This window comes from Pseudoalteromonas gelatinilytica (assembly GCF_001641615.1).
GTDB lineage: Bacteria > Pseudomonadota > Gammaproteobacteria > Enterobacterales > Alteromonadaceae > Pseudoalteromonas > Pseudoalteromonas gelatinilytica.
Genome location: NZ_LRRU01000012.1, coordinates 1 through 25,000, shown reverse-complemented (window position 1 = coordinate 25,000; position 25,000 = coordinate 1). Strand labels below are relative to the sequence as shown.

Sequence of the window (25,000 nt, the reverse complement as noted above, 5' to 3'; positions counted from 1 at the left end):
TTGGACCCAGCATTACTATTTGGTGCAGGCTTATTAATTGGTGCTTTAGTTATTGCAGCACTTTCATCAACGTCAAGTGAGGAGGCCGAAGTAAAAACAAAAACACTTTATGTTGGCAACCTACCTTATCGTGCTAATGAAGGTGTTGTTCGTGCTTTATTTGAAGAGCAAGGCAAAGTTTTCAACGTACGTTTATTAAAAGATAAAAATACAGGTAAACGTCGTGGCTTTGGTTTTGTTGAAATGGCAGAAGCGGATGCAGATAACGCAATCAATCAATTAAATGATAGCGAGTTCCAACAACGTACTTTAAAAGTGCGTGAAGCAAAACAAAAACAAGAGAACGAGGCTAATGGTTTCCGTGAGGAATCTGATCAGTCAGCGTAATCAGCTCAACGCGTAATTGCGAATGACCTATAGGAGCCGTTGCATAGTAATGCAGCGGCTTTTTTTTATCGGTTGTAAAAGTAAAGCCTCGTAAAGTAATCAAACTTTCAACGCGCTTAGCAATAGCTTTACCTGAATCAATGAGTAATACCTGTTGTTTGAAGTAATCACTAATCGCGCTGGCGAGTAATGGGAAATGCGTACAACCAAGAACTAATACATCTATATCTTCTGCTATCGCTAAATCACTCAATACTTTCTCAAGCTTTGCTTTATTGATTTTCTGCGTATGAAATAGTGTTTCAGCAATTTCCACCAGCGCCGTTGATCCATATAAGCTAACTTGTGTGCCTTGGCTATGAGTACTAATTAAGTTTGCAGTGTAGCGACTCTTAGTCGTCGATGGTGTTGCCAATAAACCAATATGTTTACTCTTACTAATAGCGCACGCAGGCTTTATCGCAGGTACAACACCAACAACTTCGATGTTTGTATTAGGGCGAATAGTTTCTAATGCAGAGGTAGAAGCGGTATTACAGGCAATAACTAGGATATCTACGTGTAAGTTTGCTGTTTCTATAAACTTTAGTAGTGCAAAAAGACGAGCGATGATCGTTTGCTGGCTTTGTGCGCCATAAGGCAATAAAGCATTATCCATAAAATAGCTATAATCAGCATCAGGGATCACAGCTTGGATCTGTTCTAGTACGGTTGTTCCACCTATACCTGAATCAAACACCATTATATGAACTGACAAACTGCTTACCTCGGATCATCAAAGGTCAGCAGTTTGCCATGTGGCTTAATAAAAAGAAAGAAGGACTACGCTTCTTCTTCTGTTGCCGAACGTAGCTTATTCATTTGCTCAAACATGGCTTTGGTATAATCTACCAACTTACTGACTTCTTCTTTATCTTGGTTTAACCATTGTAAGATGCCAGCTAGTTCATTTTGCAAACCAATATCGCCCGCTTTATTAAACGCCTGCTTCAAGTCGTCATTAAATGGCGCAATTTTCTCAGCAACTTCTTTTTCAGGGGCTGGTTTATATTCTTCATAGCCTTTAATAGCTGCCACTGTTTTGGTTTGTTTCAGATCCATCGTAAAGCCAACAAGTTGCTCGTTGCCTAAGTTCAACTCTTTAGCTTGTTCAAAGGCATCTTCTAATGAACCAGAGAAGAATGTCTCACTGACACTTTGTAAGTCTTCCATCAGTTCATTGATAGCTTGCTGCTCTTGCTCATTTAGATCGCCATTGACTGTCATCGAGAATGATAAGTCACGAGATTGAGACGATTCACTGACAAAGGCCTCGTTATCACCATTTTTGCTATAGCTGCTTGCTGACTTACTTTGATATGCATCTGCAAAACTAATACTCACTTCATCACCTTCAGCGGTGGTGAAGGTGTATTCAGCGTTATTACTTAAACTAATATACTGAGCTTGGCTTACTGAAACCGCATTCGGTTTAGGATTGAACAAGTCTTCCTCTAATTCATCAATACCTTTGTAGATACCTTCTTTAGACTTTTTGATCCCTTCTTCAATGTCATCGTTGAGAATGCCTGACTCTTTAAGCTCACCATACGCATCGTCGATGCCCATTTGCACACCTTTACGTGCATCACCTAGCATGCCTTTGAGTTTTTCATCATCAGCACCATCGGCTTTTGCTTTACGAAGTGCACCGCCAACAAAGTCGAGAACGTTTTTTACGATCTCTTCAAAGTCGAACAGCGGCTTATCTTTTTTCTCTTCGGCTTTAGGTAGGCCTAATGCCTCTGCAAGTTTATCATCAAGAACTTTTGCCGCGAGCTCACGACCGCGTTGTTGATAACTATCTTGACGATTTTGAATGGTAGGCTGTTGCAATGCCTGCTTGCCATTGTATTTATTCACATTTGTATTAGGCATATAGCCTAGGTTGCCAATTTTCATGATCCGACTCCATGTTATGGTTAACTCATTATCGGCCAAAAACCACAGAACATAAGTTTTTTGTATAAAAAAACGACACTAAAATAAATAACAAAACTAGACAAATCCTCAGCGCTCCCTACAATAGCGCCGTTATAAAGCTAAGAGATAAAAGGTAATCAGCCATGGCGGTTATAAAAATTGATACAACTCAATACGATGCACAATTGAGTGAGAAAGAGCAGCGCATCACCTCACAGTTTCGACGTTTTGGTGTCGAAAAATTAGAAGTGTTTGGCTCTGATCCTATTCATTACCGCCAACGTGCAGAGTTTCGAGTATGGCATGAAGGTGAAGACCTGTTTCACATCATGTTTGATCAACAAACTAAAGAAAAAATCCGCGTTGATGAGTTTGACCCTGCAGCACCTTTAGTAGGTGAAGTTATGCAAGCCATGATCGAAAACTTAAAAGGTAGCGAAGTTCTGCGCCGTAAGCTATTTCAAATCGATTACCTATCAAGTTTAAGTGGCGAAATCCTTGTTAGCTTGTTATATCACAAACAATTAGATGAGCAGTGGCTGCAAGCAATTAAAGAGCTTAAGGCAAAACTGAGCACACAGTTTAAAATTGATTTTATTGGTCGTGCTCGTAAGCAAAAAGAAGTGATTGGTAATGACTATGTTATCGAGCGTCTTAACGTAAACGGTAAAGAGCTTATTTATCAACAAGTCGAAAATAGCTTTACACAACCAAATGCGAAAGTGAACATCAAAATGCTCGAGTGGGCACAAGCGCTTTGCCAACCACTTAGCAATGATTTGCTTGAGCTATATTGTGGAAATGGAAACTTTTCTATTGCCCTTGCGGATTCATTCGATCGCGTATTAGCCACTGAGATATCAAAATCATCGGTTTACTCAGCGCAATACAATATTGCACAGAACAAAGTTGATAACTTAGATATTATTCGTATGTCGAGTGAAGAGTTCACTCAAGCGATGAAAGGCGAACGTACCTTCTCTCGTTTAGATGGCATAGATCTGAAAAGCTATAACTGCCAAACAATCTTGGTAGATCCACCACGCGCAGGCATGGACACGCTAACTTGTGACCTAGTTGCCAACTACGACAACATTATTTATATCTCGTGTAATCCCGATACCCTAGAGCGTGACCTTGATCACTTATGCAAAACCCATGAAGTAAAACGCTTTGCGATTTTTGATCAATTCCCTTACACCCACCACATCGAATCAGGTGTGTTTTTGCAACGCAAATAAAATTATTTCTCTGCCAGCGCAGCAAAAAGCGCTGGCAACTGCTGCTCACTGAAGACTTCTATATTGTTGTCGGTTAACAGTTTTGCAGTTAACCCCATCCCTGATATTTTCTTTCCTGAATGACTACCATCATAAATAGTATTGCGACCACATGATGGGCTTGATTCTTTTAATAATGCAAAATGAATGCCTTGCTTTTTGCAAAGCTTAAGTGCTTGTTCTGCGCCATAAGCAAATTGTACTGTGACATCTTGCGCATCTTTGGTAAGTACTCTGCCCGCTTTAATTTCTGCAGGCGGCCTTGGTGTCGGTAAGCCACCAGCCACTTCAGGACAAAATGCCACTAACCTTCCCTGTTGTTTAAGTGTTTCTAAGCCTGGATGAAGTAAATTTTGCGATTGCCCATCATAACGAACAGGGGTTCCTAACAAACAGCTTGAAACTAATAGTTTTTGCATTTTTCTTTACCAACAAAAAAGCTCCGCGAACGGAGCTTTTAATTAAATTTAATTGAGCTTATTTATCAGCTAGGTAATTAATTAAGTCTGCCATGCTCTTCGCATCGCTAATACCTGAATCCGCACCTAAGATTAAACGGTATTTACCGTTAACAATAAAGGTTGGAACGCCTTTTAACGCACCTTTTTGTTGATAGTATTCTTGATCGCGAGTCATTTTAGACGCCATCGTGCGCACAGAAAAACTGTTGTAGTACTTATCAAAGTCTTCTGCTGTTACACCTTGTGCAACGAAGATGTCTTTCATGTCTGCCAGTTCATTAATACGTGCACGCTTAGTGTGAATATGATCAAACACAGCTGCAACTAACTTATCGCTATTTGGTAATACCGTTGCAGTTGCATAACCCTGTGCTAAAACAGTTTGGATTTCTGGATCGCGAGGGCCAACAAAATTTACGTGGCTCTTTTTAAACTTAACACCCTCTTTAAGCATCGTTTTAAGATCAGCAACGATAGGCTCAAATGTATTACAGTGCGGGCAATAGAATGAGAAGAACTCTTTTACTTCTGGCTTTTTAGAAGCGCGCGCATCAATCGTTTCATAATGCTTACCTTCTTCATATTGCGCTGCTGAGGCATTTGCCGCTAAACCTAGCGTGGCTGCCATTAATACAGCTTTTACTAATTTGATCATTACTTCATTACTCCGAAATTATTGTTTTAATAAAAATTCGACTAACTCATCAAGCATCTGCTGGCTCTTGATGGTATTTAAGTTGATTTTATATTTATCATTGACGATAAAAGTAGGCACACCTGTTAAGGCACGCATTTGTGAATACTTTTCTTGTTTGTCTCGCATTGCTTGTTCAGCACTAATCACTGGCATGCTTGAAATTTCAGCATCAAACACGTCGTTGCTAATACCATTAGTCGCAAGTAATGCTTTTACGTCTTTCATATCTTTGAGTAAAGCACGCTGTCTGTGGATGCTATTAAAAATTTGATCAGCAACTTGCTCACCTTTGCCATGTTGCTTAGCAATTAAGTAGGCATAGCTCAAGTTGCTTTGCGTTTCCTTAGACACACCCCCTAAAAAGTTAACATGACTTTTTACAAATTCAGTCCCTTCAGGCAGGTTGGCAGATAATGCTTTTGCAACCGGTTCAAACTGAAAACAGTGTGGACAATAAAATGAAAAGAACTCGGTTACTTGAGGCGTTGCACTCTTTTCGGTTTTTAATACTTCGTATTGATTACCTGCTTCAAAATCAGCTGCTAGGGCCGCAAATGGTAAACATAAAATGAGTAGACTTAACTTTAATTTTTTAAACATTGTTTTCTCGTCTTTCTTAACTTTTAAAATTTATGGTAATAATTTTAATGGCGCTTCCTGTAACGCTGCAAGCTGTTCTTTTAGCGCTAGTATTTGCTGCTCCCAATATTTGTCTTCAGCAAACCATGAAAAGTTCCGTGGGAACGCAGGATCATCCCATCTTTTTGCCAACCACCCCATGTAATGCACCATTCGCATCGCTCTGAGCGGTTCAATCAACTTTAATTGGCTGTGATCAAAGTCGCAAAATTCTTCATAAGCAGCCACTAAGGTGTCTAACTGTAACAGTTGGTTGTTACGATCGCCACTGAGCATCATCCAAAGATCTTGAATTGCAGGCCCTTGTCGGCTGTCATCTAAATCAACAAACATTAATGCATCACCAGACCACAATATATTACCGGCATGGCAATCGCCGTGCAGGCGGATGGTTTCAACATTTTTATATTGCGCGGTGGTTTCTTTTATCACCAAATCTAAGATGGTATAAAACGCAGTTTCTAAAGCCATTGGCACCAAGTTACTTGCTTGTAACTGAACTTTAGCTGTCTGCAGATATTCTTCGCAGCTGATCACAGGCCTATGTTCAAATGGCTTTGCTTTTGCAACTTGATGCATTCGCCCAATTAAACGACCAAGTACATCGAGTTGATCTAAATTATCGACCTCAAAAATGCGCCCTCCCACACTTGGGAATAACGCAAACAAATAACCATCATGCTCAAACAAGCTTTGCCCTTCGATAATTACAGGCGCAACAACCGGCACTTCAGCTTCAGCAAGTTCAAATGCAAAGGCATGCTCTTCTAATATTTGTGCTTTGCTCCAGCGCTCTGGTCGGTAAAACTTTACAACATAACGATGACCATCTTCTGCTTTAAATTGATATACACGGTTCTCGTAGCTATTTAAGGCCAGCAGTCCCGATTCAGCATAAACACCGATACTTTCAACTGCATCTAAAATTGAATCGGGTGTGAGGTCAACAAAACTAAATTTACTCATAATGTCTCATCATATAAAAAAAGCGGGAAAATCCCGCTTTTTATTCATTTGCTCAGTGTACTTAATTATCGCGCCTTAAAGAAGTTACTCGGCTGCGAAATCTGCACATCTGGCTCACCATCGACAGAAAGTACAAACTCAAACTTCGTCATTGGCTTTTTCAAATCATAAGGGTCAACCACTAATGACAATGGCACATTGTAAGATTCACCAGAAGGTACGGTGAATGTCTGCTTACCAATGTATTCAAAGTTATCGAGTCCTTCAACACGAATATTAAAGGTCTGATCATGTTGCGCTTTGTTGATAACTTTTAATGTATAGGTATTTTCAACCATGCCATTAAAGTCAACACGGTATAACTGGTTACGGTCACGGATGATATCTAAGTCCATCGGTTTGCGCATCGCAATATTTGCCACCAGCGCACCCGTTAACACCACTAAGATAACTAGATAGCCAATTAACTTAGGACGCAGTGCATGTGTTTTGTTGTCTGGCGTTTCTAAATTACGTTCTGTGGTGTAGGAAATAAGTCCACGCGGGTAATTCATTTTATCCATCACCCCATCACATGCATCAATACATGCACCACAGTTAATGCACTCGTATTGTAAACCGTTACGAATATCGATCCCCGTTGGGCACACCTGCACACATAAATTACAATCTATACAATCACCTAAACCCATTTCTTTTGGATCTTGCTTGCGTGAACGTGGACCACGGTTTTCACCACGCGCTTCGTCATAGCTCACGGTAAAGGTATCTTTATCGAACATCGCTGATTGAAAGCGAGAATAAGGACAAATGTGTAAACACATAATCTCGCGCATCCAACCCGCATTACCATACGTACATACTGCAAATACGGCTAAACAAATATACGAATAGGCTGTTGCATCAAGCGTAAACAGATCAGGCAAAAGCTGGCGGATAGGCGTGAAATAACCAACAAAAGTAAATGCGGTATAAAGTGAAAATAACCACCAACTACCGTGTTTAGCACTTTTACGCCAAAACTTATCAAAATCCATCGGGCGTTGGTCTAGTTTCTTACGCTGATTTGCGCTGCCCTCAAACTTTTCTTCAAACCAAATAAAAATGAAAGTCCAAACGGTTTGCGGACAGGTATAACCACACCAGACCCGACCATAGAAGGTCGTCACCAAGAACAATGCAAACGCCGCCAACATTAAAATGAAAGCAAGGATAGTCAGATCTTGTGGCCAAAGCGTTAAACCAAAAATGTTAAACTTTTGCCCTACCAAATCAAACAATACAGCTTGTTGGCCGTGGAAGTTAATCCAAGGTAGTAACATAAATGCAAGCATGCCGACAAAACCAATTCGCTGTCTTAGCAATTGGTGTAAACCTGTTACAGCTCTAACATAAATACGGTTACGTGGATTAAATCTATCATCGAGGGAAGCGTTTTCCGGTTTCTGGATTTTTACTTCCGTCGGGATATTTTTAACCTTAATCTGTTTATCCATTAAAATTCCTCAACGCCACTAGGAAATAATACTCAAACATATGTTTGCAGTAAGAGGTTCTCTGTGCCAATAAGCAAATCAGAATACATCTCATTACGTTCAAAGATTTCTGAAACTTTAAACCTATAAAAGCATTATACTCAATCTATAAAAAATTTCAGGAATTGATCGAAAATACGACGTTTTAATTATTTAATCTTATCTGCTTGCTTTTAAAACGACCATTTTATTAAACTTGCACCTATACCGTATTTATTTAGATCAAAGATTATTGTGCTATGAAAAAATTTCTTATTTTAGTGCTTATTATTTTAGCACTTTTCACGATTGATCATCCTTTGATCAAAGAGCCAAGAGAAAGGTTACTAGGAGAAGGTGTCAGCCTTATTTCAGATGCCAGTAAAGTCAACCGAAGTCCTGCGGCAAATATGGCTAAGAATAATATTAAGTCACAACTGAATTTATCTAATTCAGAGCTTGAGTATATTGAAGAGACATTTACCACAGACGATAAACTACAAGTTTTTCACTTACACTACTGCCGTGAAAAAGATATTAACTTGTATTTTTATGGTGAACGCTTAAACCGTGTATGTAGTATCGTCTCGAATGCGCTTGAAGAAAGGTTAAACAAGTAATGGACTTTTCTGCTTTAAACAAAAAAACCAGCGACTCGTTTGCCAAACAACGCAATATGCTAAAAAAGCTGGGCAAAGGGCAAAGCTTATACTGCGAAGTATGCAAAGGCGCCCTCACCTTAGATTTGAAAACTGATCAGCCAGGTAAAGGCGTTGTCCGCTGTGCCAAAGGTTGCACAGACATTCTGTTAGAGCTGGGTTAGTTCCAGCCCTCGTCATTATATAGTTGGCTATTTACAGCAACGACTTCAATAAGCTCAGCAAAGCCAGCGGCAAACTCATTCATCACTTCATACTGCTGCTGGCATAGTTGCCCTTCAGATAAACCATTATCAGCTGCTAGGGCTGCAATTTCACTCGTTTCAAGGGTAAAAAAGCCTAAGCTTTGCAGTGCACTAGCCAAGGCTTCTTTAAGCTCATCAGCTAACTGTGGCGCGCTTAATAGCTTGTTAACGTAGCCTTGCGCACCGTGCATAAAACCTTGGCTCCAATGCTGGCACTCTTGAACATCTAGGTATTGTTGCCCCTGTGAGCTCAGCTGTAGGCTCACAGGTAATGCAAAACCTGTTTCAAATACTTGCTCACTGATCTGCTGATACAGGGCCATAAATGCAAACAGCACTTGCTCGTCCATTTGCCCATCAGAACCAGGCGCAACCTCTTCTAACCATTGATGTACATCAAGCGGCTCAGGTGCACAAATCACGGCAAACAAGTAGCCTTGCGTTTGTGCCAAGCTAAGTGCGTCCTGATGCTGCGCTAAAAACTGACTGAGAAGCTCGCTTTGCTGCTTTGAAAACTCAGGTAATTGCATACTGTTCGACTAATCCAATTTAAAAGTTAAGCGGATAACGACCTTCGTTATCAGGGCGACCAAGGAACTTCGCAGCATCGTGCACTTCTTTTGGTAAGCTTGCTTCAGGTTTAATGTAACCTGCCACTTTAAAGTCAAAGTTCGCTTTTAATACTGCGTCAGCTTCAAGCCCTAAACGGTTTTCTGGGTCAACAAGTACTGCTACATCACCCGATTTACAGCTTAAACGGCCGCTAAGAGGGCCAATGCTAAACCAATTATTCATTCCTTTCACATCAATGTTCGGGCTCGCGATTTCGCCGCTGAGGCTTTCACAGTATGGCTCGCCTGAGCTGTACTCATCTAAATCTACAATCACACGACCTTGCGCACTAACCGGTAAAGGTAGTTGTAAACGCTCCATGGCACGCTCAACAGTTAAGCGTAACGTGGTCTTTTTCACGGTGACGGCTTGGTTAAATAAACCATATGAAAAATCAGCATTACCCGAAATATCCGCTTTATCACGAGGATCACCAAAGCGTACCGTCCCTATCAATTTGCCTGTAAATAGTGACCAGCCAGATAACTGCCAACGCACATTATTTAATTGCTCACCATCAAAACGTACCTGCATAATGCGGCCGTCCCAAAGCGTGCCACTGGCTTTACCTAATTGTAATTGCTTTGGTAAATGCGGCTTCGCTATATCAAGTGCAACGGCAGCGGGTGTTTTTACAATCGTAAACACCAAAAAACACATCACAAACACTGTGATTAATAAAATAACTCTTTTCATCGTTTACTTCTCTAGTACCAAACGACTTACACGCACAAAGCCTGATTTGTCATCTTTACTTAAATCTAAATTTTCGATTAGTACGCCATGCGAATTAACCAATTCATCAAGCCATTCAACAAGGTTATTAAACTCAACAGTATCAATGGTTAAACGAAGTGAATTGTCATTCGGCTGCATTTTACTAATGCTAATTTGATAACGATTACGGGTGCTATTAACGATTTGGCTTAAGCTACGGTTGTTCGTATTACGTGCGTTACCGCTCGCTTTAAGTTTAATAATACTTTCGTCAACCCAGGCTAGCAGCTCTTGCTGTTTTATTGTGTCTTGCTCTGCTTTTTCGATAGCTGCGTTAAGTGGACGAAAGACCCCCATAACCAGCACGAAAATAACGAACACAACACCTGCAACCATCACAAGTTGCTGCTCTTGTTCTTTTAATGAGCGCCAATAATTGATCAATTGGTTTTTCATGCCGCACCTCGTAACTTAATTTCACCAACGACATAATCACCATCATTGTTCAGCGAGCCTTGATCAACGGTTAAGCCACGCTGTTCTAAAATTGCTTTTACTTTACTGAATGACTGGAAATCTTTGCCTCGTGCACGAATACGTAACTCGTTACGACCTTGGTCATAACGCAGCGTTTCCGGTGTGAAGTCTTTAACTTCACTAAAAATTGAGACCAGATCATTAGTTAAATCCAAGAAACCCGCTGTACTGCCACCTTCTAATAAAGCAAGCTCACTACGAATTTGACTACGGATAAGCTGCGGACGTACTTTTTTGTCAGGAAACGCACGCTGATAATTTGCAACCACTTCGGCTTTTGCCGCTTCAAGCTGGCTATTTAACTTATAAAGCTCTAGCGACTTAACACCGACACTGCATACTAATGCCACACCTGCTGCAATTGCGGCTTTTTGCCAATAGCCCCACCAAATTGCTGACTTTTTCTTAAGCTGATAAACACCTTGGCGAAGGTTGAATTTCACCTCAGGTAGTTGTTTGGCAAATAAGGCTAATGGTAAATCGTATTGATCCGTCTGAGCAGTTAGCTCAACCGTATCAGGAAAACCCGTTGCAGGACTAAAGTGTGCCACACGAGGATTGCCCAATGCTGTTAAGTAACCAGCAAGCCAATTTGTTTCCACAGCAGCAATATGCCAATTACCATGCTTACACAACCATTGACCATTCAGCTCAATAGCGCGTAATTGAGTGTTGTCCTCAACATCAGGTAACAATAAAGCATCCGGCAGAACTTTATAGACTTCAATACCATGCTCATTAAATTCAGCTAACCATTGCTCGAACCATTCACGGTCAGTCATCGCGATATTAATCGCATGCTTCTCATCAATGAGTGTTGGCTCTGCAATCGCTATGAATAAATCATCAACATCACACGCTATTTCTTCTTCTAGCATGTAAGGAAGTGCTTGCTCTAGCTTGCGACTCCACTTTGTTGGCAAAGCGACTGTTTTTAGTTGTACTTGATCACTTGGTAATAACGCGACTACTTCCCGTGATTGCGCTTTTTCTGTGAGCTCACCAAGTTGTGATGCATTGGCGATTTCGCCGCTGGCAATTATTTCTTGTTCTGTTGGTGAGTAAATTAGCCAATTAAGGCTGTCTTTTAATGTTTGACCCGTACGGATCAACAATATTTCTGTCACTGTACGCCTCCAAATTTTCGCGCCAGTATCGTTACTGTACCATTAGTGGCATGGAGTAAGGTGGTCATCGAAAAACGCAGCTCTGCAAATTCAGCCTGCGTTTGTAGTTTAAAATATTCACTGTTGATACTGAATAGGTCTTCAACGGCTTTCACATTTTGTGCGCCTTGTTGATTAACCTCTTCAAAAAATGCTTCTAAATCATCATAACCATCTTGAGGACGTGATGATAATACCGCTTCAGCACCTGAAAGACTCAAACCATCTATCAGCGAGCTTAATATAATTGCGCTTTCTACAGGCAATGTATTTACGTTTATTTGTAGCAATTCACTACCTGGAATAACACACACAAATGGTAAGATTTTTTCCATTACAAGTGGGTTAAAACCTTTTACTAAACGAAGCTCTGAAGTTGAGGCAAAATAACTATTTGCGGTCATGTATGGGTATTTTCGTGATAAGTACTCATCTTCTTCCGCACCTGAGCGATAGGTAATACTATCAGCGTCTAACCAATCAAACACGCTATCGGCCATGGCTTCTTCTGATTCATCAGTTGGTAAATTCTCAATGTTTTCTAATAACGCCAACAATGCCTTATGTGCTGGATTCGTTTTATTATTAGGATCCGTTTGTTGATCGGGCTTTACATGCAGGGCATTTAAGTTCAAACATGCCTGTAAGTCAGTGATTGTGCCACTCAAGGTACCATTATCTACTGGATAAGGCACGCCACCCTGCTGTGCCCAAATTTGCCCAAGGTGGGTTTTATCCGGATCATCTTTTTTTGTTTGTTTTAGCGCTTTAATAGCCAACTCTTCAGCAGCAAACGCATACCATTTTGCCTGCTGATGATTTTGAATGTTACTACTACGCTGCACTTGCACCATTAAATTAGCGCTCATTTCAACAGCGAGCATAGCCGCAAGCGCTACAATAAATAGCACAATAACAAGCGCAGCACCTTTAGAACGTTTAGTAGCAATCATGGCGTGCCACCCGTTCCATTATTGCCATTATTTACTTGGGCAGTTACTTTGCCTTCACCTGGCACTAAAAACACGCGACGAATTGGCTCTTGCTCCATTTTTTGAATGGTGACTGCCACTGCTTTTGGCAGCGCCTTAATTTGCCACTGTTCTTGCCACTCATCTTTATCATCTAAGAATTCAAATTTTAGATCTTCGATGTTTTCTAAAATAACTTGTGAGCGCGGCTCCATGTTATCTAATTGGTCAACATAGACACGGTAAACACGTTCAAGTTTGTCATCTATAACGCGATAACCAACCGCTTGCAGTTCAGAACGCGGCAGTAAATTGATTGGGTTAACCCAACCATCACGTACAAAACCAATACCATCGTACTGACTATCAAGAACATAGCGCCCAGCCAAGATATACGTTTCTTGAAAATCACCGGCTTCGTTACGCACCTGGCGTTTAGTCATTTGACTAAAGTCTTGATCCATTAATCGAAACAAGGTTTGTAAACCATTCAACTCAGCAATCGTTTCATCTGAGGCATCTTTCGCTTTAGTCGTCGAATCTAGAATTTGATGGGTCGATAGCACCACAAAGGCTAAAATACCCATGGCGATAATGACTTCAAGTAAGGTAAAACCGCGTTGCTTCACTACTTATCACCTTTATTTAAATAAGTAGAAAGCTCATATACTGGGTACTCAAGCTTTTCATCAGCGAACACGTTGATGGTTACCTTTACAAAGGTTTTATCAGCAGTAGGAACCACATCCTGACGCCAATACCATTCAAAGCCAGCGAGTGTTTCAGTACCTTTAACACCGCTTTTACCTGTCCATTTATCGCCTTTGGCACGTTGTTCAACCATCACGTTTTCAGCGACCCAAGAGGCATAAGTTTGTTCTTCAATCGACGAAAGATGATTGATGTGCTCACCGGTTGCTTGCATCGCTGCAATACCCGCCATCGCACAAATAGCCAATGCAACCATCACTTCGAGTAAGGTAAAACCTGCTGACTTATTCATTATTCAGGCTCCATTCGAAACTTTACCGGAGCCATAAATTCGCCCTCGATAAAATACTGCGGTTCACGCTCATCTTTAAGCTCGTAAACCAATTGAAATGCACTGACTTCGCCAGAAGATAAAATAAGTACTTGCGGTATTTTGAGCTTTTGTAGCTCAAGTAGGCTGTCTTCGTCACCACCGCTCATTAACTCTCGCCAGTTTGACTGCTCTAGCAAGTTATCTTGTGCCCAGGCTAAATCATCAAGGTTAAGAGTAAGCTTAAAGCGCTCATCAACCTTAATCGGGGCAAACAGTTTTTCACGGTCAAACGTAACCCACTTATCACCGTCAAAAACTAAAAATTCAAAGGTATCTTGGTCAAGATGAAAACCCAGCTCAACCTGATTTAAAATCGCAAACTCAGACGCCATATTAATTGTGGTATGTAATCTGAGCGCTTGTTTTTCTAGCTCTTCTTCTGCACCACCATCAAAGCTATAGGCAACCATTTTGGTGACAAAACCAATCACCACGAGCACCATTAAAATTTCGATGAGGCTAAACCCTTTCGCGTGCTTAGCACGGCCAGCTAAACGCAAACGACCAAGGCTTACCATAATAGTAAGCCTTGCTGTGTATAAGCTTTGTTCAGTTGGCTGAATTTAGGCATTATTACTTTTCTTCATCCCAATTACCGATGTCATCATCAGTACCTGCTTCACCATCAGGACCCATTGAGAAAATATCGATTTTGCCTACTTCTCCCGGGCTGATCAGCTGATAAGGGTTACCCCATGGATCTTCTGGTAACTTCTCAAGGAAACCACCGTCAGGGAAACGCTTTGGAATCGGCTCAATGCTCGTTTTAGTTACTAACGCTTCTAAGCCTTGCTCTGTGGTTGGATACGCTTTGTTTTTAAGCTTGTATAGGCTTAACGCATCTTCAATCTGTTGAATATCTAAATGTGCTTTATCGATTGCAGCTTCTTCTTGCTGACCCATGATATTTGGCGCCACAATTGACATGATCATACCGATGATAACCAGTACTACCATGACTTCTAGTAATGAGAAACCTGACTGTTTGTTCACAAAAATACCTCTAACTTTCTTCAAAAATTTATTATAGAGCGGCAGTGTTAGCTGCTAATTGCTCTAGTGTTCCCTAATTTAAAGACCTACAGCCTTATTCATTGCCATAATCGGCTGGAGTATTGCCATAACAATAAACAATACAATTACCGCCATTGAAGCAATCATCGCGGGCTCTAATAGTTTCAGAGACACGTTTACCATGCTCTCAAACTCACGATCTTGGTTATTAGCCGCACGCTCAAGCATCTGCTCAAGTTCACCTGATTTTTCACCACTGGCTATCATATGTAGCATCATAGGTGGGAAAAGTTTGGTTTGCTGAAGTGCAGCACGAAGACTCGCCCCTTCACTTACGCGCGTTGCCGCATCTTGCACCGACTTTTTCATTTTCTCGTTAACCAGTACACCACCTGAAATACGCATCCCTTCAAGTAGCGGCACTGAGCTTGACGATAAAATACTTAAAGTACGCGCAAAACGTGCCGTATTAACACCCCGTGCAACCTTACCAATACCCGGTAAATGAAGCACTTTTTCGTCATACCAGTAACGAATATGCGGCTGCTTAAGCGCTTGCTTAATGGCCACTGCTAACACGGTTATAATGACTAAACTTATAAACCAGTAATTTTGTACAAAATTACTCGCAGCCATTACCCATTCGGTGGTCCATGGTAATACTTGTTTCGACTTTTCGAAGGTCTTCAAGATTTTTGGTACCACGGTACCTAATAATACCGACACAATCGCAATAGCAAACACCACAAGAATGGTCGGATACACCATCGCCTGTGTGATTTGACTGCGCATGTGCTGACGTTGTTCCGTATAATCTGCTAAACGATTTAAAACTTGGTCTAGGTGACCCGATTTTTCACCGGCTGCCACCATGGCACGATACAAATCATCAAATACATGCGGAAACTCGCTCATACCATCCGCTAAGGTATAACCTTCGACAACCTTTGAACGTACAGCCATCAGCATACGCTTTAAACGTGGCTTTTCGCACTGCTCGGCCACCGCCATGACAGCCCCTTCAACCGGCAAAGCTGACTGGATCAACGTTGCTAGTTGGCGGGTGATCAACGCCAAATCAGAAGTCGAAATTTTTGGCTTGAAGAAGCTTCCAAATAAAGAGCTCTTCGCCCCTTTTGTTTGCTTTTCGCCTTCAGCCGCAGCGACAACTTCTAAAGGCATGAGACCTTGATCGCGCAATGTTTGGCGTATTTGCTTTACCGTATCGGCTTCAAGAATGCCTTTTTTCTCTTTACCTTTACCATCAAGGGCACGGTACTCAAATGCTGCCATGATTAACCTTCCTCACGTGTTACACGCAAGACTTCTTCTAAGGTTGTGCGACCTGCTAAGACACGATTACAGCCATCTTGGCGAATACTCGGGCTGTGTTTGCGAATGTATTTCTCAACACTTTGCTCGCCTTTACCGTTGTGGATCATTTCGCGAATTGTTTCATCCACAACGAGTAACTCATGAATACCTGTTCGACCGCGATAACCATTGAAGTTACACTCTTCACAACCAACTGCACGATAAATTGTTGGCGGCTCAGCAGGGTTTACACCCAGTAGCTGGCACTCACGCTCATCAGCAACGTGGCCTTCTTTACAGCTATTACATAATGTACGCACTAGACGTTGTGACAATACACCTAATAACGACGATGAAAGCAAGAAAGGCTCTACGCCCATGTCTTCCATACGCGTAATAGCACCGGCCGCTGTATTCGTATGCAGTGTCGACATAACCAAGTGACCAGTTAATGACGCTTGCACACCAATTTGCGCTGTTTCAAGGTCACGGATCTCACCAACCATTACGACGTCAGGGTCTTGACGAAGAATGGCACGTAAGCCTCGGGCAAAGGTCATATCAACTTTGGTATTTACCTGGGTTTGACCAATACCTGGGATCTCGTACTCGATTGGATCTTCAACGGTAAGAATATTGCGATCCCGAGAGTTGATTTGGCTCATACCCGCATACAAGGTGGTACTTTTACCTGAACCCGTAGGGCCGGTTACTAGGATAATACCGTGCGGCTTACTGATTAAATCAGCGAACAATTCACGGTTACGTTCCGTCATACCTAAATCTTCAAGATTCAGGCGTGCGTTGTTCTTATCAAGTAGACGCAATACAACTCGCTCACCAAAGCTTGATGGCATCGTCGATACACGCACATCAACAGCACGGCCAGCAATACGTAAACTAATACGGCCATCCTGCGGGATACGTTTTTCAGCAATATCTAGCTTTGCCATAACCTTAATACGCGACACTAACAATGAAGCGAGTTTACGGTTAGGCTTTAGTACTTCTTTTAGTACGCCATCAACCCTAAAACGAATTACCAGCTCTTGCTCAAAGGTTTCGATATGAATATCTGAAGCACCTTCTTTAATTGCTTCGCTCAGCATCGCGTTGATCAGTTTAATGATTGGCGCATCGTCATCACCAGCAAGGAGATCTTCTGTTTGCGGTAATTCATCTGCAAGCGAGAATAAATCAACTTCGTTGCCGATATCTTCCATCATTTGCTGTGTTTCAGAGCTATCTCGCTGGTATGAGGCTTCAAGTAATAGCTCAAACTTATCGTCAGGCAATTGCTCTAACGCAAATCCATGACCTGCGATACGACGCACCTCTAGTAAAGCATCAACGTCTAACTCACCTCGGTAGTATACAGTCCAGTTATCTTGATCTTTACCTAACAGCACACCGGTACGACGCGCGTACGAAAACGGCAAACGCTTAGTCGGCAAGCTAACAAGATCATCACTTGTTAGCAGCTCATCATGATTTGCTGGCGCGTCGGATGCTAGCTCGTCATTGATTTCTGTAATTGCATTAGTCATCGTTGCGCTCATTCGCGTTTTGTTGTTTCAGGTATTCTTCGTAAGTTGGCGGTAATACCAAGGCGTCATTCCATTCAGGAAGGATTGGTGCATCCGTCAACGGCATTAAATCAATACCATCTTCTTTTTGTTTGTGTTGTTCACCACGAATAAAGTTATATTTCGAGTGGCTTAATTTATTCATGCTAATGCCATCGCGCACAATGGTAGGACGAATAAAGACAATCAGGTTACGTTTACGCTTACTAGTGCTGGTTGAACGGAATAAATGACCAAGTATCGGAATATCACCTAACAATGGCACTTTAGAGACACTTTCTTGCACGTCTTCATCAATCAAGCCGCCTAGTACAACCATGCCACCATCATCAGCCATAACCGTAGTTTTAATTGCACGTTTATTAACTGAAATATCAACCGCTGTAGCACCACTTACGCTTGAAACTTCTTGCTCAATCGTTAATTGAACTGCTGAGCCATCATTAATTTGTGGTGTTACTTTTAGCTTCACACCGACTTCTTGACGTTCAACAGTTTGGAATGGATTAGCGTTATTTGAGCCTGTTTGCGAGCCTGTGATAATCGGTACTTCTTGACCAACAATCATTGATGCTTCTTCGTTATCCATGGTCGTTACAGACGGGGTAGCAAGAATATTAGAGTTAGTATCGGTTGAAACAGCTTGGATAATTGCTCCCCAGTCGTTTTTAACAATGCCCATGGCTAGACCGTTAATACCGCCTAGCAGTGAAGCAAGTCCCGTTAAGTCACCTTCTGATGTTTCTTCATATTCGGTAGCAACGCCGGTTTCAGAACCAATGACCGTCTTAGTAATAGTTTCATCACGCGCTTGTTCTGCTGCAACAGCTAACGAACCAACAGGCACTGTTGTACCGTTGTTAAACTGCATCATCCCGCCTTGCTCTGAAATCCACTGCAAGCCTAAGTTGATACCGTCAGCTTCTAATACCTCAACGATAATAGCTTCGACGAGTACTTGCGCACGACGAACATCAAGACGCTCAATGACTTGCTCAAGCGAGCGCATGGTATCTGGTTGTGCAGTAATAACGAGCGAGTTTGAATCAGGATGCGCTTCGATACTGGTTTCGCCTTTACTACGCGTACGTGTTTTAGTCGCGCCACCTTGTGCATCTTCTGCCAGAGTTTTACTTACGCCCTGTAGTACTTTTACAAGGTCTTCTGCTTTTGCATAGTTAAGGTAGATAACCTTAGTGTTACCTTGGTTTTCTAATTCACCGTCTAAGCGACTGATCAATTCAACAGCACGAGTACGCGCTTGCGCTTCACCACTGACAATAACACTGTTAGTACGGCCATCTGCGACTACTTTAGGAATTAAAAACTCAGGAATGCTGCCCTTGCCACTATCTTTGTAGATGTTCTCAACAACAGACACCACATCATCCGCTGTGGCAAATTTAAGCTTTACGATATCAACACGCTTGTCACCAGCTTGGTCAACCGAGCGAATAATCTCGACTAAGCGGTTAACTGAAGCAGCATGACCCGTTAACATCATTACGTTAGCAGCATTAAAGTTGGCAACATGACCACCATCTTTTTGATCGCTAAATTGACGTACTAATGGACCTAGCTCTTGTACACTTACGTTTTTAACACGTACAACACGTGTCACCATCATATCGCCACTGGCTTGATTATCTTCGGTGATCAGTGGCACGTTTGATTTTTTCGCATCTGCACTTTTTTCGATTTTAAGAATACCGTTATCCATTTCAACAGCTGAATAACCATAAACCTCAAGTACATTTAAAAAGAACTGATAATAAAGCTTCTCATCCATTAACTCGTAGCTGCGCACGTTTACTTTGCCGCGCACATTCGGGTCAATAATCACAGTTTTATTTAAATTCTTACCAACGATATTAATAAACTCATTAATATCAGTGCCTTTAAAGTTAGCCGCATATTCAACAGCAGATACTGAAAGCGATAATCCTGTTAATAAAAAAAGCGCTGCATATTTAGCTAACCCTTTTTTGATTTTTGTGAGGTGTAGCGCGTGAACCATTCTATAAAAACTCCAAAGCTAGTTATTGCAGGCTAAATTGAACATCAATTTGCTCACCATCGCGTTCGATAGTGATACTTGCGTCAGTACTATTACGTAATTCGTTGATTGCTGACATTGCCTGTTTCAAATCATTTAATTGATAGCCATTAATCGCAATAGCTAAATCATTATTCATTAATCCCATCTGCTTAAATAAAGCAGGATCTTTACCTGGACTTAAGCGATACCCTACTAACTCACCATCAACCATCGCTTGAGAGACGCGAATATAGTCAAATAATTTACCGGGATCGTCTAATACTTCCTCACGTGTTTCGATAAGCGCTTCTTTTACTTCTTCATCTTCAGTCGCATTAATTTCATTATTCTCATCAAGCTGCGGGCCTTCAGTTAACTCTGACTCTTCACGCTCTGCCAACACAGGCATAGAAACTGTTTTTGTAAAATCGAGACCATCAAGCATTAAGGTTTCAAAACGCCCACTAACATCTAAAATCACTCGGTCGGGCAGTACTTGAGCAAGCTTGGCACGTGTTCCAGAAATAGCATCATCCACCACATACGTCTCTTGCTTACCTTGTGACTCAATAATTGCAAGACCCGCTTGGTCATTTTGGCTTACCGCAACAATACCCGTTAGGTTAATACTTAAACGTGTTTCAGGGGCGTTGTTAATGACTTGATTTTGTTTTGCGGCAGGTTTTTTAGTTTCGACAACAACTTTGCCGAATAAATTTTGTTCGATAATTTGTCGAGAGCTGACAGCCTCAGCGCGTTTAGCCGAGGTATTAACACCCGCTGTAGGCAACGCTTTTGATTCGGGTTCAGGCCACACCAGCCAGAACAACTTAGATGACAAAAAGGCAATATAAACAACAACTAACAGCACTACAAATGCACTTAGCTTGGCATGAGGTAAGCCGTTTAAAAACTGTTTAACTTGTTGTAAGTGTTGATCCATAAACTCTATTTCTTATTTTAATTTACTGCTTGATAGCTGGCCTATAGTACCTTTTCATTTTTCATTCAACAAGCGCACGTATATTAAACTTTGTAAACAAGGTAAATTCGACGAACAGGGGCTGCAAGGAATTATTATGACTGTTTCTTTGTGATTAAGTTTCATGGTAAATTTTGCCTATATATAAGCAGCTTTAAAAGAGCACAATTGTGTCAAAAGGTAACACTAATAAGTCGCAAGACAAACAAGACGAATTAAGCGTGCGCCTTGATAAATGGTTATGGGCTGCACGCTTTTATAAAACCCGTTCAATAGCACGAGACATGGTGCAAGGCGGCAAAGTACATTATAATGGTCAACGTACCAAACCCAGCAAAATAGTCGAACTGGGTGCAATGGTAAAACTGCTACAAGGGGTCGACGAAAAGGTGGTGACAATTGAAAAGATCCTTGAAAAACGTCAAGGCGCCCCCATTGCACAAACCTTATACCAAGAAACTCAAGCAAGTATTGAGAAACGCGAAGCAAATGCTATCGCCCGTAAGAACAACAGCTTCTTTGCTCCACACCCTGATCGTAAACCAGATAAAAAGCAAAGACGTGAACTGTTAAAAATGAAATCAAGTTAGGTAATGCAACTCATGCAACAAGATTTACTTCATCGTTATATATTTGATCAGCTCGATGTACGTGGTGAACTCGTACAAATTGAAAATACTTATCAAGAGATGATCGCAAACCATAATTACCCAGCACCTGTGCAAACCCTATTAGGTGAATTGCTTGTTGCTACTTGCTTATTAACGGCCACATTAAAGTTTGAAGGCGAAATCGCTGTTCAACTACAAGGCGATGGCCCTGTTAAATATGCCGTAATTAATGGTGACGATAAACAAAACATGCGAGGCATCGCGCGTCTACAAGGTGAAGTAACAGGAAGCTCAATAAAAGACTTAATTGGTAATGGCTATATGGTTATTACAATTACGCCAACTAAAGGTGAACGATACCAAGGTATTGTACCGTTAGAGCACGATAGCTTAGATAAATGCCTTGAAAACTATTTTGAGCAATCGGAACAGTTAAAAACCCGTCTTTGGTTTGCAACAGAAGTAACAGCAGACACAGCAAAAGCAGCTGGCTTATTCTTACAAGTATTACCGGTGAATAAAGAAAAGTCGGTAGAAGACTTCACTCATCTAGAAGCGATTAGCAACACAATTAAAGATGAAGAGTTACTAGGTTTAGATGCAAACACTGTGCTAACTCGACTGTACCATGAAGATAACCCTCAGTTATTCGAACCACAGTCTATTAGTTTCCGCTGTGGCTGTAGCCGAGACAAAACAATTGCTGCGTTAGTAAATGTTGGTCAAGACGAATTACTAGCTGATGTACAAGCAAATGGTGAAGTAAAAATTAGCTGTCATTATTGCTTAAAAGATTACATTTTCAATGAGCAAGATATTAAAGCCATATTTAACTAATACACCATAATAAATATTATTATATTAAAAGCCGCCATCAGTGCGGCTTTTTTATTAAAAAAAATTTCAAAACTAATGATACCGGTGTCATGAAAATGCGTCATTTTATGACACCGGTATCATTGAAATTATTCATGTTTTTTGCCAAATATATGCCTTTTTAAGCCCTTCAGACACTCGAATATCCCTAATCCTTCTGTTACTATTATTTTAGCAAAAGGGAAAACTAAGAACCCCAGAGCTATCCCGTTCAATCTCTCACAATTTAGGTATAAACATGACTGCAAACGCTACTAGTTTTGTTGATCTTACAGCAGCTGAACTTGTCGAACACGCTATTCGTCGTGGCGAAGGGACTCTAGCCGCTAATGGTGCTTTTGTTGCTAAAACCGGTGTACGTACTGGCCGCTCTCCAAAAGATCGTTTTATTGTTCAAGAGCCAAGCACTGAAAACGAAATCCAATGGGGCAACGTAAACCGCCCATTCGATGCAGACAAGTTTGATGCGTTATGGGCACGTGTTGAAGATCACGTGGAAAGCAACGACCACTTCATCTCTCACCTAGAAGTTGGCGCTGATCCTGAGCACTATTTACCAGTTGTAGTAACGACAGAAACTGCATGGCACCATATTTTTGCCAAAAACATGTTTATCGAACCACAAACATACAATACTGCGGACTTCCCAGAATGGCAGGTAATGAACGTACCGTCATTTGTATGTGACCCAGAGCGTGATGGCACTAACAGTGACGGCACTGTAATCATCAACTTCGCACAACGCAAAGTACTACTAGCTGGTATGCGCTACGCTGGCGAAATGAAGAAATCAATGTTCTCTGTGCAAAACTTCCTACTTCCTGCAAAAGGTGTGTTACCAATGCACTGCTCTGCAAACGTAGGTGAAGCAGGCGATACAGCATTATTCTTCGGTCTATCTGGTACAGGTAAAACAACATTATCTGCAGACCCGACTCGTTTCCTTATCGGTGATGACGAGCACGGTTGGGCACCAGGTAGCGTATTTAACATCGAAGGTGGTTGTTATGCTAAATGTATCGATCTTTCGCAAAAGAACGAACCAGTTATTTGGAATGCAATTCGCTTCGGTACAATCTTAGAAAACGTGGTACTTGACGAAAACCGTGTACCAGATTTCCATGATACAAGCCTTACACAAAATAGCCGCGCAGCTTACCCGCTAGAGCACGTTGAAAAACGTAAAGTAGAAAACCGTGCTGGCGAGCCAAAAGCCGTTGTATTCTTAACATGCGACGTGAGCGGTGTATTACCTCCAGTTTCAGTATTAACTGAAGAAGCAGCTGCATACCACTTCTTAAGCGGTTACACGGCGAAAGTAGGTTCAACTGAAATCGGTTCAACAAGCGACATCGAGTCTACATTCTCAACATGTTTCGGTGCTCCGTTCTTCCCACGTCCTGCTGGCGTTTACGCAGAGCTTCTAATGAAGCGTGTACGTGAATTTGGCGCTAAAGTATACCTAGTGAACACAGGTTGGACAGGTGGCCCTTACGGTACTGGTCAACGTTTCGATATCCCAACAACACGTGCTGTTGTTGACGCAATCGTATCAGGTAAACTTGCTGATGTTGAAACGCAACACATCGACGTTCTAAACTTAGATGTACCAGTGGCAGTTCCTGGTGTAGACAGCCAACTTCTTAACCCAATCAACACATGGGAAGATAAAGAGAAGTACGCAGAATACGCAAACAAACTAGCCTCTGACTTCACTGAAAACTTCGCTAAATACGATGTTTCAGAAGCAATCAAATCAGCAGGTCCAAAAGCTTAATACCAAGCTTACCTTAAGATTAAAAAACGCCAGCTATATGCTGGCGTTTTTGTTTTTGGGGTATAAGTTAGAAAGAGTAAAGTTAGCGAGGGGAAAGTTGAAAGAGTAAAGTTTAAGGTCTGGCGTAGGTTGGGTAGAGCGAAGCGAAACCCAACACAGAGCTATCAGCCGTCAGCGATCAGCCGCGCGGTGTGGGTGTTTGGTACTGCGTCTTCATCTACAGAAGGTTCTAGGCTCTAGGCTCTAGGCTCTAGGCTCTAGGCTCTAGGCAAAGTTTACTTGTAGGAATGGCTTTAGCCATGAATGTGTTTGTTCTGGTCTAGATTCGGCACTGAAGTGCCTCCTACGGGGTTTGTTGCTGAGGGTGACTCTGTACTAAACAAACCAACAGTTCAACTTTACCCTTGCTAACTAACAACTCGCTAACTATTTAGCCGTGAATGTGTTTGTTCTGGTCTGAATTCGGCACTGAAGTGCCTCCTACGGGGTTTTGTTGCTGAGGGTGACTCTGTACAAAACAACCCCGCAGTTCAACTAACCTCTAATATCTGACCTTTGATGTCTCTTGTCTATTCGGCACTGAAGTGCCTCCTACGGGGTTTGTTGCTGAGGGTGACTCTGTACTAAACAACCCCACAGCTCAACTGACCTCTAATATCTGACGTCTGATGTCTCTTGTCTATTCGGCACTGAAGTGCCTCCTACATGGGGTTGTTAGTGGGGTGACTCTGTACTTAACAACCCCACAGTTCAACTTTACCCTTGCTAACTAGCAACTCGCTAACTCACGTTGGGTTTCGCTGCGCTCTACCCAACCTACCTGAAGAATGAATAGGGCACGTTGTATGGATAGCTCTAAACGCAAAAAAGCCCGACTCTTTCGAATCGGGCTTTCTTTAATTTGG

The 25,000-nt window shown here is 41.7% G+C and carries 27 protein-coding genes (1 of these 27 cut by a window edge); 7 read left to right on the top strand and 20 right to left on the bottom strand.

Features of this window, described 5'->3' with window-relative positions; translation table 11 throughout:
* Positions 1-387, top strand: partial view of an RNA recognition motif domain-containing protein gene (locus tag NH153_RS05760; RefSeq protein WP_063701945.1) — the 3' portion only. Its footprint begins 93 nt before the window's first position; the window shows 387 of its 480 coding nt (coding positions 94-480); its start codon lies off the left edge, out of view; its stop codon occupies positions 385-387.
* On the opposite strand, the gene murI is transcribed toward NH153_RS05760, so the two are convergent.
* Together murI and NH153_RS05750 are read right to left on the bottom strand one after the other, a co-directional pair.
* A complete protein-coding gene (gene murI, locus NH153_RS05755) occupies positions 350-1,144 on the bottom strand; it encodes a glutamate racemase (RefSeq protein ID WP_063701943.1) in 795 nt (264 codons plus the stop codon). The genes NH153_RS05760 and murI overlap by 38 nt on opposite strands.
* Before the next feature lie 65 nt (positions 1,145-1,209).
* Positions 1,210-2,328 carry a DUF5610 domain-containing protein gene (locus NH153_RS05750; protein ID WP_063701940.1) on the bottom strand — a complete coding sequence of 373 codons (1,119 nt, stop codon included), beginning with the start codon at positions 2,326-2,328 and terminating at the stop codon, positions 1,210-1,212.
* 164 nt (positions 2,329-2,492) lie between these two features.
* Here NH153_RS05750 and trmA point away from each other — a divergent pair, with 164 nt between their 5' ends.
* Positions 2,493-3,590, top strand: a complete 1,098-nt coding sequence (gene trmA, locus NH153_RS05745; RefSeq protein ID WP_063701938.1) for a tRNA (uridine(54)-C5)-methyltransferase TrmA — start codon at positions 2,493-2,495, stop codon at positions 3,588-3,590.
* A 2-nt stretch (positions 3,591-3,592) separates the two neighbouring features.
* On the opposite strand, the gene NH153_RS05740 is transcribed toward trmA, so the two are convergent.
* The 5 genes from NH153_RS05740 to ccoG all read right to left on the bottom strand — a co-directional run bounded on the left by NH153_RS05740 (position 3,593) and on the right by ccoG (position 7,888).
* Positions 3,593-4,048 (bottom strand): 2-thiouracil desulfurase family protein, encoded by a 456-nt coding sequence (locus NH153_RS05740; protein ID WP_063701935.1) that lies wholly within the window; start codon positions 4,046-4,048, stop codon positions 3,593-3,595.
* A gap of 58 nt (positions 4,049-4,106) precedes the next feature.
* Positions 4,107-4,745, bottom strand: a complete 639-nt coding sequence (locus NH153_RS05735; protein WP_063701933.1) for a thiol:disulfide interchange protein DsbA/DsbL — start codon at positions 4,743-4,745, stop codon at positions 4,107-4,109.
* Between the two features lie 18 nt (positions 4,746-4,763).
* Complete coding sequence (locus NH153_RS05730; protein ID WP_063701930.1) at positions 4,764-5,387, bottom strand: thiol:disulfide interchange protein DsbA/DsbL; 624 nt, start codon at positions 5,385-5,387, stop codon at positions 4,764-4,766.
* A 30-nt stretch (positions 5,388-5,417) separates the two neighbouring features.
* A complete protein-coding gene (locus NH153_RS05725) occupies positions 5,418-6,392 on the bottom strand; it encodes a serine/threonine protein kinase (protein WP_063701928.1) in 975 nt (324 codons plus the stop codon).
* A 65-nt stretch (positions 6,393-6,457) separates the two neighbouring features.
* Positions 6,458-7,888: a cytochrome c oxidase accessory protein CcoG gene (gene ccoG, locus NH153_RS05720; RefSeq protein WP_063701926.1), complete on the bottom strand. Its 1,431-nt coding sequence runs from the start codon at positions 7,886-7,888 to the stop codon at positions 6,458-6,460.
* A gap of 278 nt (positions 7,889-8,166) precedes the next feature.
* Here ccoG and NH153_RS05715 point away from each other — a divergent pair, with 278 nt between their 5' ends.
* Both NH153_RS05715 and NH153_RS05710 read left to right on the top strand, forming a co-directional pair.
* Positions 8,167-8,526, top strand: a complete 360-nt coding sequence (locus NH153_RS05715; RefSeq protein WP_054564062.1) for a hypothetical protein — start codon at positions 8,167-8,169, stop codon at positions 8,524-8,526.
* Positions 8,526-8,729 carry a hypothetical protein gene (locus NH153_RS05710; RefSeq protein WP_063701924.1) on the top strand — a complete coding sequence of 68 codons (204 nt, stop codon included), beginning with the start codon at positions 8,526-8,528 and terminating at the stop codon, positions 8,727-8,729. The genes NH153_RS05715 and NH153_RS05710 overlap by 1 nt, the downstream gene beginning before the upstream one ends.
* On the opposite strand, the gene NH153_RS05705 is transcribed toward NH153_RS05710, so the two are convergent.
* The 13 genes from NH153_RS05705 to gspC all read right to left on the bottom strand — a co-directional run bounded on the left by NH153_RS05705 (position 8,726) and on the right by gspC (position 20,792).
* The gene (locus tag NH153_RS05705) at positions 8,726-9,340 is read right to left on the bottom strand and encodes a YecA/YgfB family protein (RefSeq protein ID WP_063701922.1); all 615 of its coding nucleotides are present in this window, start codon (positions 9,338-9,340) and stop codon (positions 8,726-8,728) included. The two genes, NH153_RS05710 and NH153_RS05705, sit on opposite strands and share 4 nt — an antisense overlap.
* Before the next feature lie 19 nt (positions 9,341-9,359).
* The gene (locus NH153_RS05700) at positions 9,360-10,118 is read right to left on the bottom strand and encodes a type II secretion system protein N (RefSeq protein WP_063701920.1); all 759 of its coding nucleotides are present in this window, start codon (positions 10,116-10,118) and stop codon (positions 9,360-9,362) included.
* Positions 10,119-10,121: 3 nt separating this feature from the next.
* Entirely contained in the window at positions 10,122-10,595 is a 474-nt protein-coding gene (gene gspM, locus NH153_RS05695; protein WP_063701918.1) for a type II secretion system protein M, read from the bottom strand.
* Positions 10,592-11,803, bottom strand: coding sequence for a type II secretion system protein GspL (gene gspL / locus NH153_RS05690; protein ID WP_063701916.1), 1,212 nt, complete (start codon positions 11,801-11,803; stop codon positions 10,592-10,594). Before gspL ends, gspM begins: the two co-directional genes overlap by 4 nt.
* The gene (gspK, locus tag NH153_RS05685) at positions 11,800-12,795 is read right to left on the bottom strand and encodes a type II secretion system minor pseudopilin GspK (RefSeq protein ID WP_063701913.1); all 996 of its coding nucleotides are present in this window, start codon (positions 12,793-12,795) and stop codon (positions 11,800-11,802) included. The genes gspL and gspK overlap by 4 nt, the downstream gene beginning before the upstream one ends.
* Entirely contained in the window at positions 12,792-13,442 is a 651-nt protein-coding gene (gene gspJ / locus NH153_RS05680) for a type II secretion system minor pseudopilin GspJ (RefSeq protein WP_063701911.1), read from the bottom strand. The genes gspK and gspJ overlap by 4 nt, the downstream gene beginning before the upstream one ends.
* Positions 13,442-13,816 (bottom strand): type II secretion system minor pseudopilin GspI, encoded by a 375-nt coding sequence (gene gspI, locus NH153_RS05675; protein ID WP_054554845.1) that lies wholly within the window; start codon positions 13,814-13,816, stop codon positions 13,442-13,444. Before gspI ends, gspJ begins: the two co-directional genes overlap by 1 nt.
* A complete protein-coding gene (locus NH153_RS05670) occupies positions 13,816-14,415 on the bottom strand; it encodes a prepilin-type N-terminal cleavage/methylation domain-containing protein (protein WP_063701909.1) in 600 nt (199 codons plus the stop codon). The genes gspI and NH153_RS05670 overlap by 1 nt, the downstream gene beginning before the upstream one ends.
* Positions 14,416-14,470: 55 nt before the next feature.
* On the bottom strand, positions 14,471-14,890 hold the full coding sequence (gene gspG / locus NH153_RS05665) for a type II secretion system major pseudopilin GspG (RefSeq protein ID WP_063701906.1): 420 nt from the start codon (positions 14,888-14,890) through the stop codon (positions 14,471-14,473).
* Positions 14,891-14,968: 78 nt separating this feature from the next.
* Complete coding sequence (gene gspF / locus NH153_RS05660; protein ID WP_063701904.1) at positions 14,969-16,204, bottom strand: type II secretion system inner membrane protein GspF; 1,236 nt, start codon at positions 16,202-16,204, stop codon at positions 14,969-14,971.
* A 2-nt stretch (positions 16,205-16,206) separates the two neighbouring features.
* A complete protein-coding gene (gene gspE, locus NH153_RS05655) occupies positions 16,207-17,772 on the bottom strand; it encodes a type II secretion system ATPase GspE (RefSeq protein ID WP_063701902.1) in 1,566 nt (521 codons plus the stop codon).
* Complete coding sequence (gene gspD, locus NH153_RS05650) at positions 17,765-19,828, bottom strand: type II secretion system secretin GspD (RefSeq protein WP_063701900.1); 2,064 nt, start codon at positions 19,826-19,828, stop codon at positions 17,765-17,767. Before gspD ends, gspE begins: the two co-directional genes overlap by 8 nt.
* A gap of 22 nt (positions 19,829-19,850) precedes the next feature.
* Positions 19,851-20,792 (bottom strand): type II secretion system protein GspC, encoded by a 942-nt coding sequence (gene gspC, locus NH153_RS05645; RefSeq protein ID WP_063701898.1) that lies wholly within the window; start codon positions 20,790-20,792, stop codon positions 19,851-19,853.
* 206 nt (positions 20,793-20,998) lie between these two features.
* On the opposite strand from gspC, the gene hslR reads away from it, so the two are divergent.
* The 3 genes from hslR (at position 20,999) to NH153_RS05630 (ending at position 24,095) form a co-directional block, all read left to right on the top strand.
* Positions 20,999-21,421: a ribosome-associated heat shock protein Hsp15 gene (hslR, locus tag NH153_RS05640; protein WP_105180332.1), complete on the top strand. Its 423-nt coding sequence runs from the start codon at positions 20,999-21,001 to the stop codon at positions 21,419-21,421.
* A gap of 12 nt (positions 21,422-21,433) precedes the next feature.
* The gene (hslO, locus tag NH153_RS05635) at positions 21,434-22,279 is read left to right on the top strand and encodes an Hsp33 family molecular chaperone HslO (RefSeq protein ID WP_063701894.1); all 846 of its coding nucleotides are present in this window, start codon (positions 21,434-21,436) and stop codon (positions 22,277-22,279) included.
* A gap of 277 nt (positions 22,280-22,556) precedes the next feature.
* Entirely contained in the window at positions 22,557-24,095 is a 1,539-nt protein-coding gene (locus NH153_RS05630; protein WP_063701892.1) for a phosphoenolpyruvate carboxykinase, read from the top strand.
* The last annotated feature ends 905 nt before the right edge of the window (positions 24,096-25,000 follow it).

Bases quoted from the DNA above. Each gene is read 5' to 3' on its own strand.
- NH153_RS05750 (WP_063701940.1), bottom strand. From the start codon at position 2,328: ATGAAAATTGGCAACCTAGGCTATATGCCTAATACAAATGTGAATAAA.
- trmA (WP_063701938.1), top strand. From the start codon at position 2,493: ATGGCGGTTATAAAAATTGATACAACTCAATACGATGCACAATTGAGT.
- NH153_RS05740 (WP_063701935.1), bottom strand. From the start codon at position 4,048: ATGCAAAAACTATTAGTTTCAAGCTGTTTGTTAGGAACCCCTGTTCGT.
- NH153_RS05735 (WP_063701933.1), bottom strand. From the start codon at position 4,745: ATGATCAAATTAGTAAAAGCTGTATTAATGGCAGCCACGCTAGGTTTA.
- NH153_RS05730 (WP_063701930.1), bottom strand. From the start codon at position 5,387: ATGTTTAAAAAATTAAAGTTAAGTCTACTCATTTTATGTTTACCATTT.
- NH153_RS05725 (WP_063701928.1), bottom strand. From the start codon at position 6,392: ATGAGTAAATTTAGTTTTGTTGACCTCACACCCGATTCAATTTTAGAT.
- ccoG (WP_063701926.1), bottom strand. From the start codon at position 7,888: ATGGATAAACAGATTAAGGTTAAAAATATCCCGACGGAAGTAAAAATC.
- NH153_RS05715 (WP_054564062.1), top strand. From the start codon at position 8,167: ATGAAAAAATTTCTTATTTTAGTGCTTATTATTTTAGCACTTTTCACG.
- NH153_RS05710 (WP_063701924.1), top strand. From the start codon at position 8,526: ATGGACTTTTCTGCTTTAAACAAAAAAACCAGCGACTCGTTTGCCAAA.
- NH153_RS05705 (WP_063701922.1), bottom strand. From the start codon at position 9,340: ATGCAATTACCTGAGTTTTCAAAGCAGCAAAGCGAGCTTCTCAGTCAG.
- NH153_RS05700 (WP_063701920.1), bottom strand. From the start codon at position 10,118: ATGAAAAGAGTTATTTTATTAATCACAGTGTTTGTGATGTGTTTTTTG.
- gspM (WP_063701918.1), bottom strand. From the start codon at position 10,595: ATGAAAAACCAATTGATCAATTATTGGCGCTCATTAAAAGAACAAGAG.
- gspK (WP_063701913.1), bottom strand. From the start codon at position 12,795: ATGATTGCTACTAAACGTTCTAAAGGTGCTGCGCTTGTTATTGTGCTA.
- gspI (WP_054554845.1), bottom strand. From the start codon at position 13,816: ATGAATAAGTCAGCAGGTTTTACCTTACTCGAAGTGATGGTTGCATTG.
- NH153_RS05670 (WP_063701909.1), bottom strand. From the start codon at position 14,415: ATGGTAAGCCTTGGTCGTTTGCGTTTAGCTGGCCGTGCTAAGCACGCG.
- gspF (WP_063701904.1), bottom strand. From the start codon at position 16,204: ATGGCAGCATTTGAGTACCGTGCCCTTGATGGTAAAGGTAAAGAGAAA.
- gspE (WP_063701902.1), bottom strand. From the start codon at position 17,772: ATGACTAATGCAATTACAGAAATCAATGACGAGCTAGCATCCGACGCG.
- gspD (WP_063701900.1), bottom strand. From the start codon at position 19,828: ATGGTTCACGCGCTACACCTCACAAAAATCAAAAAAGGGTTAGCTAAA.
- gspC (WP_063701898.1), bottom strand. From the start codon at position 20,792: ATGGATCAACACTTACAACAAGTTAAACAGTTTTTAAACGGCTTACCT.
- hslO (WP_063701894.1), top strand. From the start codon at position 21,434: ATGCAACAAGATTTACTTCATCGTTATATATTTGATCAGCTCGATGTA.
- NH153_RS05630 (WP_063701892.1), top strand. From the start codon at position 22,557: ATGACTGCAAACGCTACTAGTTTTGTTGATCTTACAGCAGCTGAACTT.